Source organism: Micromonospora sp. NPDC047740, assembly GCF_043204735.1.
Lineage (GTDB): Bacteria > Actinomycetota > Actinomycetes > Mycobacteriales > Micromonosporaceae > Micromonospora.
In genome coordinates, this window is sequence record NZ_JBIDCT010000005.1 from 185311 (window position 1) to 200786 (window position 15476).

13 protein-coding genes are annotated in these 15476 nt (G+C 73.3%); 11 read left to right on the forward strand and 2 right to left on the reverse strand.

The window, feature by feature from the left end:
- Window positions 1-66: 66 nt before the first annotated feature.
- The gene (locus ACGF4F_RS11865; RefSeq protein WP_393076982.1) at window positions 67-3522 is read left to right on the forward strand and encodes a phosphodiester glycosidase family protein; all 3456 of its coding nucleotides are present in this window, start codon (window positions 67-69) and stop codon (window positions 3520-3522) included.
- A 103-nt stretch (window positions 3523-3625) separates the two neighbouring features.
- On the opposite strand, the gene ACGF4F_RS11870 is transcribed toward ACGF4F_RS11865, so the two are convergent.
- Window positions 3626-4522 carry an AAA family ATPase gene (locus tag ACGF4F_RS11870; protein ID WP_357440122.1) on the reverse strand — a complete coding sequence of 299 codons (897 nt, stop codon included), beginning with the start codon at window positions 4520-4522 and terminating at the stop codon, window positions 3626-3628.
- 251 nt (window positions 4523-4773) lie between these two features.
- Between ACGF4F_RS11870 and rpmE the strand changes: the two genes are divergently transcribed.
- Entirely contained in the window at window positions 4774-4998 is a 225-nt protein-coding gene (rpmE, locus tag ACGF4F_RS11875; protein WP_073834647.1) for a 50S ribosomal protein L31, read from the forward strand.
- Window positions 4999-5104: 106 nt separating this feature from the next.
- On the forward strand, window positions 5105-6193 hold the full coding sequence (gene prfA, locus ACGF4F_RS11880) for a peptide chain release factor 1 (protein WP_357440126.1): 1089 nt from the start codon (window positions 5105-5107) through the stop codon (window positions 6191-6193).
- Between the two features lie 139 nt (window positions 6194-6332).
- On the opposite strand, the gene ACGF4F_RS11885 is transcribed toward prfA, so the two are convergent.
- A complete protein-coding gene (locus ACGF4F_RS11885; protein ID WP_357440129.1) occupies window positions 6333-7886 on the reverse strand; it encodes a GGDEF domain-containing protein in 1554 nt (517 codons plus the stop codon).
- Window positions 7887-7959: 73 nt separating this feature from the next.
- On the opposite strand from ACGF4F_RS11885, the gene prmC reads away from it, so the two are divergent.
- From prmC to atpB, 8 genes are all read left to right on the forward strand, one after another.
- Window positions 7960-8907 carry a peptide chain release factor N(5)-glutamine methyltransferase gene (gene prmC, locus ACGF4F_RS11890; RefSeq protein WP_357440132.1) on the forward strand — a complete coding sequence of 316 codons (948 nt, stop codon included), beginning with the start codon at window positions 7960-7962 and terminating at the stop codon, window positions 8905-8907.
- A complete protein-coding gene (locus ACGF4F_RS11895; protein ID WP_073834939.1) occupies window positions 8907-9551 on the forward strand; it encodes an L-threonylcarbamoyladenylate synthase in 645 nt (214 codons plus the stop codon). Before prmC ends, ACGF4F_RS11895 begins: the two co-directional genes overlap by 1 nt.
- Window positions 9552-10163, forward strand: coding sequence for a phosphotyrosine protein phosphatase (locus tag ACGF4F_RS11900; protein ID WP_357440135.1), 612 nt, complete (start codon window positions 9552-9554; stop codon window positions 10161-10163).
- Between the two features lie 149 nt (window positions 10164-10312).
- On the forward strand, window positions 10313-12427 hold the full coding sequence (locus tag ACGF4F_RS11905) for a transglycosylase domain-containing protein (RefSeq protein WP_357440138.1): 2115 nt from the start codon (window positions 10313-10315) through the stop codon (window positions 12425-12427).
- Between the two features lie 30 nt (window positions 12428-12457).
- Window positions 12458-13789 carry a serine hydroxymethyltransferase gene (gene glyA, locus ACGF4F_RS11910; protein ID WP_357440141.1) on the forward strand — a complete coding sequence of 444 codons (1332 nt, stop codon included), beginning with the start codon at window positions 12458-12460 and terminating at the stop codon, window positions 13787-13789.
- Complete coding sequence (locus ACGF4F_RS11915; protein WP_393076988.1) at window positions 13782-14213, forward strand: hypothetical protein; 432 nt, start codon at window positions 13782-13784, stop codon at window positions 14211-14213. Before glyA ends, ACGF4F_RS11915 begins: the two co-directional genes overlap by 8 nt.
- A gap of 192 nt (window positions 14214-14405) precedes the next feature.
- Entirely contained in the window at window positions 14406-14642 is a 237-nt protein-coding gene (locus ACGF4F_RS11920; protein ID WP_073834639.1) for an AtpZ/AtpI family protein, read from the forward strand.
- Window positions 14643-14653: 11 nt separating this feature from the next.
- On the forward strand, window positions 14654-15451 hold the full coding sequence (gene atpB, locus ACGF4F_RS11925; protein WP_357440146.1) for a F0F1 ATP synthase subunit A: 798 nt from the start codon (window positions 14654-14656) through the stop codon (window positions 15449-15451).
- Window positions 15452-15476 lie beyond the last annotated feature (25 nt).

Below are 15476 nucleotides of genomic sequence, written 5' to 3' on the forward strand. Positions count from 1 at the left end.
AAGTTTTTCTACGGTTAAGCCTAGAGGTATTGAAACTTCTATTCAGTTTCCGGTTGACTGTCGTCCATGCGTATCCGCAGTCGATCTGCCCGTCTCGCCGGCGTCCTGCTGCTGACGCCGCTGCTCACCCTGGCCGGTCCCGTCCCACCCGGGGTCGCGGCGCCCGCAGGCGAGCCGCACACCGCGGCCGAGGACGCCCCGGCCGCCTCCTCCCGCCCTGACTCCGCCGTCGCCCTCGCCGGCGACGCCCCCGGCCTGGAACCGGCCGGCGGCCTGGAGACCGCGAAGACCACCCGTCCGGTCGCCCCCGGACTCGACCTGACCTCCTTCGACCGGTACGACGCCGACGGCTGGCTGCGCGCCGACGCGCTCACCGCCGACCTGTCCGGCGGCGTCACCGTGGACTACGTCAACTCCGGTGCGGTGACCCGGGACGAGCCGCTGCGCGCCGCGGTGGACCGTTCCCGGGCGGTGGCCGCGGTCAACGGCGACTTTTTCGACATCAACAACTCCGGTGCCGCGCAGGGCATCGGCATCCGCTTCGGTGAACTGGTCCAGTCGCCGATCGCCGGGCACACCAACGCCGCCGCGATCAGCGCCGAGGGGCTGGGCCGGGTGATCCAGGTCGGCTTCGAGGGCAGCGCCACCCTGCCGGCCGGGTCGGTGCCGCTGACCCAGTTCAACAACATGGTGCAGCGCGACGGCGTCGGCGTCTTCACCCCGCTCTGGGGGACGTACTCCCGCAAGCGCCCGGTGGAGGGCGCCGCCCGGGTGGTCGAGGTGACGGTGACCGGCGGCAAGGTGGCCGCCGTGGCCACCGCGGCGGGCGAGGGCCCGATCCCGGCCGGCACCACCGTGCTGCTGGGCCGGGAGGCGGGCGCGGACGCGCTCGCGGTGCTGCGGCCGGGCGATCCGGTCGACCTGAGCTGGCGGCCGAAGGCCTCCGACGGGAGCAGCCTGCGCGCCGCGGTCGGCGGCGGCAACGTGCTGATCCGGGATGGCGTGGTGCAGCAGATCGCCGACCAGAGCCTGGCCCCGCGTACCTCGGTCGGCTTCTCCGCCGACGGGCGCAGGATGATCATGCTGACCGTGGACGGCCGGCAGGTGGACAGCCGGGGCGTCACGCAGACCGAGCTGGGCCGGATGATGCGCGAGCTCGGCGCGTGGACCGCGCTGAACCTCGACGGCGGCGGCTCCTCGACCCTGCTGGCCCGCGAGCCCGGCGCGGCCACCGTGCAGGTGGAGAACAGCCCCTCGGACGGCAGCGAGCGGCCGGTGCCGAACGGCCTGGCCATCTACGCCCCGCCGGGCAGCGGCCGGCTCACCGGGTACTGGCTGGAGACGGCGAGCGACCCGACCGCCGCGCCGGGGGTCGCCCCGGTCCGCGGCGGGCGGCCGGACCGGGTTTTCCCCGGGCTCACCCGCCGGCTCACCGCGGCCGGCTACGACGAGACGTACGGGCCGGCGGCCGGCGCGCCGCAGTGGCGGGCCAACCCGGCCGCCCAGGGCACGGTCGACGACGAGGGCGTGTTCCGGGCCGGTCGGCCCGGCCGCAGCACCGTCACCGCCTGGCACGAGGCGGCCCGGGGCACCCTCGACCTGACCGTGCTCGGTCCCCTGGAGCGGATCGACTCAACCGTGGACCGGCTTGGCCTCAACCGGCAGGGTGACACCGGCCTGTTCGGCGTGGTCGGCTACGACGCCGAGGGCAACACCGCGCCGATCGAGCCGGCCGACCTGCGCCTGGACTACGACCACGACCTCCTCGCGGTCACCCCGACCGGCGACGGCAACCTCTCCGTCAAGGCGCTCAACGACACCGGTTCCGCCCTGGTCACCGTCCACGTCGGAGCGCGGACCACCGTGCTGCCGGTGACCGTCGGGCTGGCCGACGCGCCGGTGGCCGGCTTCGACGACGCCGCCTCCTGGAAGTTCAGCCAGGCCCGGGCCAGCGGGTCGGTCGCGCCGGCGCCGGGCCACACCGGCACCGGCCTGAAGCTGTCGTACGACTTCAGCCAGTCCACCGGCACCCGCGCCGCGTACGCCGACCCGCCGGCCTGGATCCCGGTGCCCGGCCAGCCGCAGGCCTTCGGCATGTGGATCAAGGGCAACGGCGCCGGGGAGTGGCCCAGCCTGCACCTGCACGACGCCCAGGACACCCAGTTCGTGCTCCGCGGCCCGTACGTCACCTGGACCGGGTGGCGGTACGTCGAGTTCGCCGTCCCGCCGGGCGTGCAGTATCCGGTCCGGGTGCGCCGGTTCTACGTGGCGGAGACGGACCCGGCCAAGCAGTACCGGAGCGAGGTGGTCATCGACGACCTGGTGGCCAAGGTGCCACCCACCCTGGACGCGCCGGCCGAGTCACCGCTGACCGACCGGGTGGTGCTGCGCGACGGCACGGTGGACGGCGCGCCCTGGCGCTTCGCGGTGATGTCCGACGCCCAGTTCGTCGCCGCCGACCCGGACAGTGACCTGGTCGCCCAGGCCCGCCGTACGCTCCGCGAGATCAAGGCGGCGAAGCCCGACTTCGTGATCATCGACGGCGACCTCGTGGACACCGCGTACCCGGCGGACTTCGCGCTGGCCAAGCGGATCCTCGACGAGGAACTGGGCGGCGAGCTGCCCTACTACTACGTCCCGGGCAATCACGAGATCATGGGCGCCCCGATCGACAACTTCAAGGCCGTCTTCGGCGACACCTCGCGGGTCTTCGACCACGAGGGCACCCGGTTCGTCACGCTGAACACCGCCAGCGGCTCGCTGCGCGGCGGCGGCTTCGACCAGGTGAAGCTGCTGCGGGACACGCTGGACCGGGCCGCCGCCGACCCGGCCGTCGGCTCGGTCGCGGTGTTCTTCCACCACCCGCCCCGCGACCCCAGCCCGGCCAAGGCCAGCCAGCTCGGCGACCGGAAGGAGGCCGCCCTGGTGGAGCAGTGGCTGGCCGACTTCCAGCACCGCACGGGCAAGGGCGCGCTCCTGGTCAACGGGCACGTCGGCACGTTCCACGCCGAGCGGGTGGACGGCGTCCCGTACGTGATCAACGGCAACTCGGGCAAGAACCCGTCCACTCCACCGCAGCTCGGCGGCTTCACCGGCTGGACCGAGTTCGGCGTCGACCCGGTAACCCCGCAGGAGGCGGAGCGGGCCCGGCGTGACCCGCTGGCCGAGGGGCCGCGCTGGGTCGAGGCGGAGTTCCACGCCCACGTCGACCGGCTCGCCCTGGCGGCTCCGGCCAGCGTCGCGGTGGGCGCCCCGGCGACCGTCACGGCCACGCTCACCCAGCCCGGCGGCCGTACCGTCCCGGTCGCCGCACCGGTCAGCGCCGACTGGTCCGGGTCGCCGAACCTGCACGTCGGCGGGGCCGACGGGGTGAAGCCCTGGCACGTGGCCCGGTTCGACCCGGCGACGGGGCAGTTGACCGCGCTGCGCCCCGGCGGTCAGGTGGTGCTCGCGGTCACCGTCAACGGCGTACCCGCCCAGGCGACGGTCAACTTGACGGCGGCGGAGGCGCCCGCCGCCTGAGCCGCCCCCGGGGGCGCGGCCATGGTCCGCGTCCCCGGAGGCCGGCCGCCACCCGCCGACGGGCCCTGTGACCTGGGGGAGGAGCCCGTCGGCGGGTGCTCGGTCAGAAGTCGCCCTCGGCCACCTGGAAGACGGTCAGGCCGAGCGAGCGCCACATCCGGACCACCTGCTGCCGGTCGTCGAAGACGCCGACCACCCGGTACCGGTCCCGGATCTCCCGCTCGTAGATCTCCTGCTTGACCACGGCGTCCTTGCGGTGGTCGCCGACCGCCCGCAGGTGCAGCGCCAGGTAGGGCACCTTGACGTGCCGGTCCAGCCAGGCCTCGGTGGCCGGCCGTGCGGTCGCGTCCCGGCCAGAGCAGAAGACCACCCCGTGCCCGGCCGCGTGCATCGCCCGGACCGCCGCGATCACCGCCTCGTTCGGGGCGTCCTCGCCGACCCGGGTCATGTCGTACGGGCTGCGGGAGACGGTCAACGCCACCGTGCCGTCGATGTCCACCAGCACGATCGCGGGCGGCTCGGGGTGGGGCGGGTGGACCCGGGCCGGGGTGCCGGTGCGGGCGGTCGGCACCGGCAGCGGTAACGGCCGGTTGGCAAGGTAGCGCTCGTGCAGCCGGCGGATCGCCGCCTCGCCGACCCGGTCGGCCTCCGGCCGGGCCGCGTCCCGGCGCAGGCACTCCTCCAGCGGCACGTCGGTGAAGTCGTGCACCTCGAACGCGGCGCCGAACCGCTCGGCCAACTCGGCCCAGTCCCGCAACGTGCGCGAGCGGAGGTTGGTGTCGTCCACGCAGACGCTCACCCGCGCCGCCAGCAGCGCCTCCACCTGGGCCCGCTGGGCCCGGGTGACCTGCCCCTCGGCCCACTGGGTGAAGAGCCGCTCGCCGTGCATCATCCGGCGCAGGTCGTCCCGGTTGACCCGGACCACGCCGGGTTGGAGCCGGCGGGCGAAGGTGGTCTTGCCGGAGGCGGGCAGCCCACGGGTCGCGATCAGGCAGAACATCCCGCACCTCCCGTTCGTCCCGGTCCATCCCCGGACCGGTTCACGAATGCCCGCGAGCCGCGCGGGAATGCGTACCGGGTGGTGAGCGTTGCGCCTGCCGGACCACCGGTGCGGCCCGCTCGCCGAGTCGGCGGAGGCCCATGGCACACTGGTCAATCGGCCACCGGTTCCGGTTCACGCCCGAGCCTCTCGCGGACGGCGGGGAGCGACGACGGCGACCCGGCGACCACCCACGAAAGGACCGAGGCGAGATGAAGCCCAACATCCACCCGGAGTACGTGACCACCGAGGTCCGCTGCTCCTGCGGCAACACGTTCACGACCCGCAGCACCGCCAAGGGCGGTCAGATCAGCGTCGAGACCTGCAGCGCCTGCCACCCGTTCTACACCGGTAAGCAGCGCGTCCTCGACACCGCCGGTCGGGTCGCCAAGTTCCAGCAGAAGTACGCCAAGGTTCAGGCCAAGAAGGCCAAGTAGCTGCTCCGACGACGCCCGTGTCCGGCTCCGTGCCGGGCGCGGGCGTTCGTCCGTTTCCGCCCGCTTGTCCCTGTCCCCATCCGGTCGTCCAAGGAGCATCCGCAGCATGAGCAGTGAGCGCCTGGCCGCCCTCCTCGACGAGTACGCCGAGTTGGAGAAGCGGCTGGCCGACCCCGCGATCCACGCCGACCAGGGCACCGCCCGGCGGGTCGGCCGGCGCTACGCGGAGCTGGTCCCGCTGCACAAGGCCGCCGGCGAGCTGGAGCAGGCCCGGGCCGACCTGGCCGCCGCCCGCGAGCTGGCCGCCGAGGAGCCGGCGTTCGCCGCCGAGGCCGAGGCGATCGCCGCGTCCCTGCCGGCGCTCGAGGAGAGGCTGGCGGAGCTGCTGATCCCTCGGGACCCGCACGACGCCAAGGACGTCATCGTCGAGATCAAGGCGGGGGAGGGCGGCGAGGAGTCGGCCCTCTTCGCCGGCGACCTGCTCCGGATGTACACCCGGTACGCCGAGCGGCACGGCTGGGTCACCGAGGTGATCGACTCGCAGGACTCCGACCTCGGCGGCGTGAAGGACGTCTCCCTGGCGATCAAGACCAAGGGCGTGCCCGAGGGGGGCAACGGCGTCTGGTCCCGGCTCAAGTGGGAGGGCGGCGTGCACCGGGTGCAGCGCGTCCCGGTCACCGAGTCGCAGGGCCGGATCCACACCAGCGCGGCCGGCGTGCTGGTGCTGCCGGAGGCCGAGGAGGTCGACCTCACCATCGACCCGAACGACCTGCGGATCGACGTGTTCCGCTCGTCCGGGCCCGGCGGCCAGTCGGTCAACACCACCGACTCGGCGGTCCGGATCACCCACGTGCCCACCGGGATCGTGGTCTCCTGCCAGAACGAGAAGTCGCAGCTGCAGAACCGGGAGCAGGCGATGCGCATCCTGCGCGCCCGGCTGCTCGCCGCCGCCCAGGAGCAGGCCGACGCGGCCGCCTCGGACGCCCGGAAGGCGCAGGTCCGCACCGTGGACCGGTCGGAGCGGATCCGCACCTACAACTTCCCGCAGAACCGGATCACCGATCACCGGATCGGCTACACCGCGTACAACCTGGATCTCGCCCTGGCCGGTGAGCTGGACGGGGTCCTGGACGCCCTCACCGAGGCCGACCGCGCCGCCCGCCTGGCCGGCGAAACCGAACTGACCCGCCGCTGACGCCCTGCTCGCCCGCGCCGCCCGGACTTGGGGCCAGTTTCACGGAAGGAGTGGCCATTCCGCGCCGGATGGCCACTCCTTCCGTGAACTAGGCCCCACGGGCCCGGCGCGGGCGCACGGCCCGCGCGGGCGGGTGGGGTCAGGAGGCGCGGAGGCGGTCCTTGGCGCGCAGCATCTCCCGGTCGGCCAGCTCGAACGCGGCGCCCAGCGCCTCCCGGACGCTCGCCCCGGAGCCCCCGCTCACCTCGGCGAAGCCGATGCTCACCCCGACCGGGGTGCCGGGGACCAGGGACTCCCAGTCCTCGGTGCGGACGGCCGCCTGGATGCGGCGGGCCACCTCGGCCGCCTCGGACATGCCCGCCTCGGGCAGCACCACGACGAACTCGTCCCCGCCGTACCGGGCCACGAAGTCCCCACGGCGCATCACCCGGTTGATCACCCCGGCGATCCGTTGCAGCACCAGGTCCCCGGAGTGGTGGCCGTGCCGGGTGTTCACCGCCTTGAAGCCGTCCAGGTCGCAGACGCCGATCACCACCCGCTCGCCCCGGGACACCACGGCGCCGATGTAGCGCTCCAGCCGGCGCCGGTTGGGCAGCCCGGTGAGTGGGTCGGTGAGCGCCTCGCCCTCGTACCGGGCGGCCTCGCGGCGCACCTCTTCGTGGTCGATCCGGGCGGCGATGCCCTCGATGTAGACGTCCCGCAGCCGGTCGTTGCGCTGCGCGGCCAGCCGGAACGCGTACCGGTCGGCCCGGTGCGCGGCGGCGTGGTCGCCGGCCCGGGCCAGCGCGATGCTGCGCAGCCGGGGCGGCTCGGCCGCGCCCAGCGTCTCGACGGAGACCCGGGAGGTGTCCAGCCGGGTCACCGCCTCGATCGGGCGGCCGTCGGCGATGGCCAGGCAGACCTGGCCGAGCTGGCGCATGTCCCGCGCGCGGGCACTGTCGCCGCCGTGCCCGAGCAGCCGGTCGGGGTCGGCGTCGCCGCCGGGATCCAGTTGGTCGCCTAGGGCGGCCCGCCGGGCGACGGCGTAACCGTACGCGGCCAGGCTGCTCGGCCGGAGGTTGCCGGCCCGACCGCTGTGCAGGAAGCGGTTGAAGTCCCCGGCCACGTCGCGCAGCACCCGCAGGCAGCCGTCGCTGTCGCCGGTGTGGTCCAGGGCCACCGCGTTGCGCAGCCGGATGCCCGGGGCGGCGAAGGTCTCCTCGGGGATGCCGGCGGCGAGCCCCACCTGACGGGCGCGCTCGATCGCGCCGAGGGCGTGCCCGTGGAAGCTGAGGTAGGAGTAGGCCATCGCCAGGTCGTGCCAGCCCCAGGCGGTGTCCCGGTCCGGGTCGTCGTCGGCGGTCAGCCAGCGGGAGGCCTTGACCAGGTGGGTGACGCAACGGTCCAGCGCCCCCTGGTGGTGCGCGGCGAGCGCCGCCAGGGCGTTGAGGTGCCCGTGCAGGTACGGCTCGGCGAGGTCCCGGACGGCGGCGGAGGCGTCCTCGATGGCTCGGGTGTATTCCGCCGTCCGACCGAGATTGATCACCGCACAGAGGCGCTGGACCAGCGCGTCCGCGCGGGCGCAGGGATCGTTCGTGGTGCGGACGACCCGGTCGAGCAGGACGACCGCCTCCGCCGAGCGGCTCGCCTCCTGCAACGCCCGGGCGCGCCGGAGGGCGTCAACCTGGTCGTCGACCCGGTCGAGCCAGCCCACTCGAAACCTCCCTGTGGTGTGCGCCCGAACGCACCCGCTCGTGATGTGACCCGCGACGCTTCATGATTATGTCGTGACCCACCTCCCGCAACACCCGTCCGAAGGGACGGAACGCGAGCGGCCTTCGTCGGCGGTCGCCCGGGCGGCCCGAACCCTCGCGGCGGCGGGGGTCGAGGCGCCCCGGGCGGAGGCCGAGCAGCTGGCCGCGTACGTGCTGGACGTGCCGCGCGGCCGGCTGGCCCTGGCCGAGGGCCTCACCCCCGGGCAACGGGACCGGTTCGACGCGCTGGTGGCGCGCCGGGTGGCCCGGGAACCCCTCCAGCACCTCACCGGCACCGCCGGGTTCCGGCACCTGGAGCTGGCGGTCGGCCCCGGGGTCTTCGTACCGCGGCCGGAGACCGAGTTGCTCGCCGGCTGGGGCGTGGCCCAGGGCCGGGATCGCCGCTCGCCGCTGGTGGTGGACCTGTGCAGCGGCTCCGGCGCGATCGCCCTGGCGGTGGCCCAGGAGCTGCCGCAGGCCCGGGTGGTGGCGGTGGAGCGGTCCCCGGCGGCGCTGGCCTGGCTGCGCCGGAACGCCGCCGACCGGGCCGCCGCCGGGGACACCCCGATCGAGGTGGTGGCCGCCGACGTCATCGACCCGCAGCTCCTCGCCGACCTGGTGGGCCGGGTCGACGTGCTGCTCTGCAACCCGCCGTACGTGCCGCGGTCGGTGGCCGTGTCCCCGGAGGTAGCCGGGTACGACCCGGACGAGGCGGTCTTCGGCGGCGCGGACGGGCTGGACGTGATCCGGCCGGTGGTCGCCCGGGCCGCCGCGCTGCTCCGGCCCGGCGGCGCGCTCGGCGTGGAGCACGACGACACCCACGGCGCGGCGGTGCCGGCGCTGCTCGCCGCGGACGGCCGGTACGAGCGGGTCGAGGAGCATCGGGACCTGGTCGGCCGGCCCCGGTTCGCCACCGCGTCCCGCCGCGCGGACGGCCAGCACGCCGAGCCCGACGCGGCGTGGCAGACTGGCTCCTCGTGATGCTCTACGACTGTCGGTCGCTCGCCGACCGGGACCGCGGCATCGCCGCTGCCATCGAGGCGGTCAAGAACGGGGAACTCGTCGTCCTGCCGACCGATACGGTCTACGGCATCGGCGCCGACGCCTTCACCCCGTACGCGGTGAAGGCGCTCGCCGACGCCAAGGGCGGCGCCCGGCAGGCGCCCCCGGTGCTGATCGGCTCCCGGCACACCCTCGACGGCCTGGTCTTCTCGCTGCCGCGCGCGGCGCGCGACCTGGTCGAGGCGTTCTGGCCGGGCGCGCTGACCATCGTGGTGGAGCACTCGCCGAGCCTGTCCTGGGACCTGGGCGACAGCAGCGGCACGGTGGCCGTACGCATGCCGCTGCACCCGGTGGCCCTCGAGGTGCTGCGGGAGACCGGCCCGATGGCGGTGGCTTCGGCCAACAAGGTCGGCCAGCCGGCCGCGCTCACCGCCGAGGAGGCCCGCGACCAGCTCGGCTACGGCGTGCGGGCCTATCTGGAGGCGGGCCCGGCCCTGGACCCGGTGCCGAGCACCGTCGTCGACCTCACCGGCGAGGTGCCCCGGGTGCTGCGCCAGGGCGCCGTGTCGCTGGAGAAGCTGCGCGACGTGGTGCCGGACATGCTCGACGAGCGGGGGTTCTGAGTGCCCCCGTTTACCGTCCTGCACGTCTGCATGGGCAACATCTGCCGGTCGCCGATGGCGGAGCGGCTGCTGGTGCTCGCCGTCCGCGAGCGGCTGGGCCGGCTCGGTGCCGACCCGGAGCGCTCCGACGAGCTGCTGCACAGCCACAGCGCCGGCACCGGCGGCTGGCACGCCGGCGAGGAGATGAACCCGCCGGCGGCCCGGCAGGTGATCTCCCGCGGCGGCGACGTGGCCGGCTTCGCCGCCCGCAAGCTCCGCTCCGACCTGATCGACGCCGCCGATCTGGTCCTCACCGCCACCGCCGACCAGCAGGAGTACGTGGTGGCGCTGCGCCCGGACGCTGCCGCGCGCACCTTCGTGCTGGGGGAGTTCGGCCGGCTGCTGGGTGGGGTGGACGCGTCCGTCCTGCCTCCGGCCGCGGCCACCCCGGACGCGGTGTACGCCCGCGGGGTGGCCCTGGTGGCGGCGGCGGAGGCGGCCCGGCAGGGCGCGGCACCGCTGCCCGGCGACGACCTCGACGACCCGTGGGGCCGGGGCGACCAGTGCTTCAGCCGGGTGGCCGACGAGATCGAGGAGACGGTCCACCCGCTGGCCACCGCGCTGCTGCCCTGAGTCCCCCCACCCGCTCCGTGTAGGGGTTTCTGTCCACCTTCATCCTTCCTCGCGAAATTCCTGCGTGTTTTGGGGAAGGTGGCGGAGAAAAGCCCTGTTCGCGTCATTCTGAATGGGTCTCGTACAGCCGGCTCCTGCGGGGAGAGCTGATGAACCGGGCCCATCTCGACAAGCTGTTCACCATCCTGCTCGCCGGCGTGCTCGCCGGGTTGGCCCTGGCGGCGGCCGCGTTGCCGGCCGCGCTGGTCTTCGGGCTCGGCTTCAAGGGGCTGGTGCCCTACGCCGAGCTGCCGCAGTCGCTGCGGACGCCGGAACCGGCCCAGCGCTCCAACCTCTACGCCAACGACGGCCGTACCCTGATCACCTCGTTCTACGTCGAGGACCGGATGGACGTGCCGGCCGCCGAGGTGGCGCCGGTGATGCGGCAGGCCATCGTGGCCGCCGAGGACGTCCGGTTCTACCAGCACCACGGCGTCGACGTGCGCGGCGTGGTGCGGGCCTTCACCGTCAACCAGCGGGAGGGCGGGACCCGGCAGGGCGCCTCGACGCTGACCATGCAGTACGTCCGCAACGCGCTGGCCAGCGATCCCCGGCTGACCGAGGCGCAGCGGGCCCGGGCCACCGAGGTCACCGCGGGCCGCAAGATCCGCGAGATGCGGTACGCGCTGGCCCTGGAGCGGGAGCTGAGCAAGGACGAGATCCTCAGCCGCTACCTGAACATCGCGTACTTCGGCGCCGGGGCGTACGGCGTCGGCGCGGCCAGCAAGCGCTACTTCTCCACCACCCCGGCCAAGCTGACGCTGGCCCAGGCGGCACTGCTCGCCGGGCTGGTCCGTTCGCCGGACACCGACGACCCGATCAACGGGGACGCCGACGCGGCCCTGGACCGCCGGGCGTACGTGCTGGACCGGATGGTGGAGACCGGCCAGGTGTCGGCCGAGGACGCCGCCCGGGCGAAGGCCGAGCAGCTCGCCCTGAAGCCCAGCGCCACCCCGAACGACTGCGCGGCGATCTCGAAGGACCACAACGACTGGGGCTTCTTCTGCGACTGGTTCACCCAGTGGTGGAACAGCCAGCCGTCCTTCGGGGCGTCCGCGGAGGAGCGGCAGCGCACCCTCCGGCGCGGCGGCTTCTCGATCGTCTCCTCGCTCGACCCGAACGTGCAGCGCAAGACGACCGAGCAGGTGCTGGAGATCTACCCGGTCACCAACAAACGGGCCGCGCCGACCGCCGTGGTCCAGCCGGGCACCGGTCGGGTGCTGGCCATGGCGGTGAACCGGAACTATAGCGTGGCCGCCAACCCGGAGGGGCAGGAGAACTACCCGAACACGGTCAACCAGCTCATCGCCGGTGGCGGCGGCATCGTCGGCTACCAGGCCGGGTCGACGTTCAAGCTCTTCACGATGCTCGCCGCGCTGGAGTCCGGGCTGCCGCTGGACACCGAGTTCGACGCCCCGTCGGTCTACGTCACCCGCTACGCCACCGGACCGGGACCGGCGGCGTGCGGCGGCCACTGGTGCCCGGCGAACGCCAACCCGGACTGGATGGACGGCCGGCGCACCATGTGGAGCGCGTTCGGCCGGTCGGTGAACACCTACTTCGCCTGGCTGACCGAGCAGGTGGGCGCGGACCGGGTGGTGGAGATGGCCGAGCGGCTCGGCATCGTGCTGCGCGCGGCCGACGACGCCCGGCTGGCTCGCGAGGGGGCGAAGAGCTGGGGTCCGTTCACCCTGGGCGTCGTCGCCACCACGCCGCTGGACCTGGCCAACGCCTACGCGACGGTGGCGGCCGAGGGCGTCTGGTGCCGGCCCACCCCGGTCGCCTCGATCACCGACAGCTCGGGACGGAAGCTGGCCGCCGGAAACCCGGACTGCCGGCAGGCGCTCGACACGGAGGTGGCCCGGGCGGCGGCGGACGCGGCCCGCTGCCCGGTCGGCGACCAGTCGATGTACCGCCGTTGCGACGGCGGCACCGCCGAGGAGTTGGCGCCCGGGCTGAGCCGGCCGGTGGCCGGCAAGACCGGCAGCGCGGAGCGGAACGAGACCGAGACGGTGGTCGCCTTCACCCCGCAGCTCGCCGTCGCCACCATCGCGGCGAACCCGGACAATCCCCGGGACGCCGTTGGCGGTGGGGTGCAGACCCGGCAGATCGCCGCGGTGGGCCGGGTGCTGGCGTACGCGCTGCGCGACCAGCCGGTACGCGACTTCGTCCCGCCCAGCCAGACCGTCGCCTTCGAGCGCACCAGCCCCCGCTCGGGGAACTGACCGGGTGGCCCGTGGCGCCGGTGCCGAGGCATGGCACAGCTCCCGGTGCGGGGCTCCGTAGACTCCTACGCTGTGGAGAACACCAGAGACACGTTCTGGGGGCCGGACTTCCAGCAGCTCAGCACCGAGGACCCGGAGATCGCCGGGGTGGTGCTGGGGGAGTTGGCACGGCTGCGCGGCGGCCTGCAACTCATCGCCAGCGAGAACCTCACCTCCCCGGCGGTGCTGGCGGCCCTCGGCTCCACGCTGACCAACAAGTACGCCGAGGGCTACCCGGGCCGGCGCTACTACGGCGGCTGCGCCGAGGTGGACCGGGCCGAGGAGATCGGCATCGCCCGGGCCCAGGAGCTCTTCGGGGCCGAGCACGCCAACCTCCAGCCGCACTCCGGGGCCGGCGCCAACCTGGCCGCGTACGCCGCCCTGGTGCAGCCGGGCGACACCGTGCTGGCGATGGACCTGCCGCACGGCGGCCACCTCACCCACGGCAGCCGGGTGAACTTCTCCGGCAAGTGGTTCCACCCGGTCAGCTACACGGTCCGGCGGGACACCGAGCTGATCGACTACGACGAGGTACGCGACCTGGCCCGGGCGCACCGGCCGAAGATGATCATTTGCGGCGCGACGGCGTACCCGCGGCTGATCGACTTCGCCCGGTTCCGGGAGATCGCCGACGAGGTCGACGCCTACCTGATGGTGGATGCGGCGCACTTCGTCGGGCTGGTCGCCGGCCGGGCGGTCCCGTCCCCGGTGCCGTACGCCGACGTCGTCTGCGCCACCACCCACAAGACGCTGCGCGGCCCGCGCGGCGGCATGATCCTCTGCCGGGAGTCGCTGGCCGCCCGGATCGACAAGGCGGTCTTCCCGTTCACCCAGGGCGGCCCGTTGATGCACGCCGTCGCCGCCAAGGCGGTCGCGCTGCGCGAGGCCGCCCAGCCCGAGTTCCGGGCGTACGCCGCTCAGGTGGTGAGCAACGCCCAGGCGCTCGCCGACGGGCTGGCCGCCGAGGGGATGCGGCCGGTCTCCGGCGGCACCGACACCCACCTCGCGCTGATCGACCTGCGCGAGGTCGGGGTGACCGGGGCGGACGCCGAGGCGCGCTGCGACGCCGCCAACATCACCTTGAACAAGAACGCCGTCCCGTACGACCCGCAGAAGCCGATGGTCGCCTCCGGCATCCGGGTGGGCACCCCGAGCGTCACCACCCAGGGCATGCGGGAGGGCGAGATGCGGCGGATCGCCACGCTGATCGCCCGGGCGGTCCGCACCGATCCGGCGGCCCCGGGCGGCGCGGACGAGCTGGCCCGGACCGCCACCGACGTGACCGAGCTGGTCACCGCGTTCCCGGCGTACCCTCATGGCTGAGCCGGGGACCCGCGCGGCGGAGGCGCTCGAGGACCGCGGCTGGCGGCTGCGCCACCTCCCGGTCCTGCTGATCTCGACGGCGGTGCTGGCGGCGGTGGCCGGCGTGGTCGGCGGGGTGACCCGGGGCGCGGACGGCGCGCTCGGTGCGGCGGCCGGGGTGGCCGTCACCGCGCTCAGCTACACGCTCACCACGGTCGCGTTGGCCTGGGCCGACGCCCGTGACCCGCAGCTCGTGCTGCCCTTCGGGCTCGGCGCGTACGTCGCCAAGGTGACCCTGCTCGGGGCGGTGATGGTGGGAGTCGCCTCGACCGGCTGGCCGGGGCTGATCCCGTTCTGCCTCGGCATCGCCGCCGGCGTGCTGGTCTGGACCGGGGTGCACATCTGGTGGTTGACCACTGTGCACGCCCGGCGTTCCCGGCGCTGACCTGCGGAGATCCGGCGCGCCGTCCCACCCTTCGGACGGCGCGCCGATGTGTCCGCGATCGGTCATTCTCTCAGTGGCGGAAGGGGAGTAGCGTGCCTCCAGACGACTTCGCCCACCCGTGTCCCACACAACCAGGTTGTGCGGGGGGTGAGGCACAGCCTCGTCTTCTCGACTGATATCGTTCGCCCCGTCATGGCCGGTGACCAGAAACCCCCCAGCGCTGGCGGCCCGGGCGACTATCCGTCCGGTGCCGGTCAGGGTTGGACGGCGCTCTCGTACCTCATCGGGGGCATGCTCGTCTGGGGTTTCATCGGCTGGCTGGTCGACCACTGGCTCGACACCGGGGGCATCGCCACCGGGATCGGTGTCGTGCTCGGCATGGCCGGGGGCATCATCCTGGTCGTCCGTCGACTCGGTACACCTACTTAGGAAGGGACGCGGTGTTCGGACAGGCGAACGTCCTGGCTCAGGGCCAGGCGGAATTCCCACCCAGCGTGTCGGATTTCTACCTGCCCAGCATCCTGCCCTGGGGTGCGGAGAACAATTTCTGGTTCACGAAGATCACCGCGATGGTCTGGATCGCCGTCGGCGTCCTGATCATCTTCTTCCTGGCGAGCTACCGGAACCCGCAGCTCGTCCCGACGAAGAAGCAGTGGTTCGCCGAGTCGATCTACGGCTTCGTGCGGAACAACATCGCGGTCGACATGATCGGGCACGCGGGGGTCCGGTTCGCGCCGTACTTCACCACCCTGTTCTGCTTCATCCTGCTGACGAACTTCTTCGCGATCGTCCCGTTCTTCCAGATCTCGCCGAACTCGCACATCGCGTTCCCGGCGCTTCTCGCCGCGATCACCTACGTGATGTTCAACTACGTCGGCATCCGGCACCACGGCTTCGTGAAGTACTTCAAGAACTCGCTCGTCCCGCCGGCGCCCTGGTACATCCTGCCGCTGCTGATCCCGATCGAGTTCTTCTCGACTTTCCTGGTCCGGCCCTTCTCGCTGGCCGTCCGTCTTTTCGCGAACATGTTCGCGGGCCACATGCTCCTGCTGGTCTTCACGCTGGGCGGTTTCGCGATGATCAGCGCGAACGCCTGGCTGGCGCCGGTCTCGGTGCTGTCCTGGGTGATGACCATCGCGCTCACCTTCCTCGAATTCCTGGTGATCGTCCTGCAGGCCTACGTCTTCACCGTGCTGACCGCCAGCTACGTGCAGGGCGCGCTCGCCGAAGAGCACTGATCCACCGCACCAACCGTTGTCGTCC

Excerpts from the sequence above, each read along its gene's own strand:
- ACGF4F_RS11865 (WP_393076982.1), top strand. The coding sequence starts at position 67 with ATGCGTATCCGCAGTCGATCTGCCCGTCTCGCCGGCGTCCTGCTGCTG.
- ACGF4F_RS11870 (WP_357440122.1), bottom strand. The coding sequence starts at position 4,522 with ATGTTCTGCCTGATCGCGACCCGTGGGCTGCCCGCCTCCGGCAAGACC.
- rpmE (WP_073834647.1), top strand. The coding sequence starts at position 4,774 with ATGAAGCCCAACATCCACCCGGAGTACGTGACCACCGAGGTCCGCTGC.
- prfA (WP_357440126.1), top strand. The coding sequence starts at position 5,105 with ATGAGCAGTGAGCGCCTGGCCGCCCTCCTCGACGAGTACGCCGAGTTG.
- ACGF4F_RS11895 (WP_073834939.1), top strand. The coding sequence starts at position 8,907 with ATGCTCTACGACTGTCGGTCGCTCGCCGACCGGGACCGCGGCATCGCC.
- ACGF4F_RS11905 (WP_357440138.1), top strand. The coding sequence starts at position 10,313 with ATGAACCGGGCCCATCTCGACAAGCTGTTCACCATCCTGCTCGCCGGC.
- glyA (WP_357440141.1), top strand. The coding sequence starts at position 12,458 with ATGGCACAGCTCCCGGTGCGGGGCTCCGTAGACTCCTACGCTGTGGAG.
- ACGF4F_RS11915 (WP_393076988.1), top strand. The coding sequence starts at position 13,782 with ATGGCTGAGCCGGGGACCCGCGCGGCGGAGGCGCTCGAGGACCGCGGC.
- ACGF4F_RS11920 (WP_073834639.1), top strand. The coding sequence starts at position 14,406 with ATGGCCGGTGACCAGAAACCCCCCAGCGCTGGCGGCCCGGGCGACTAT.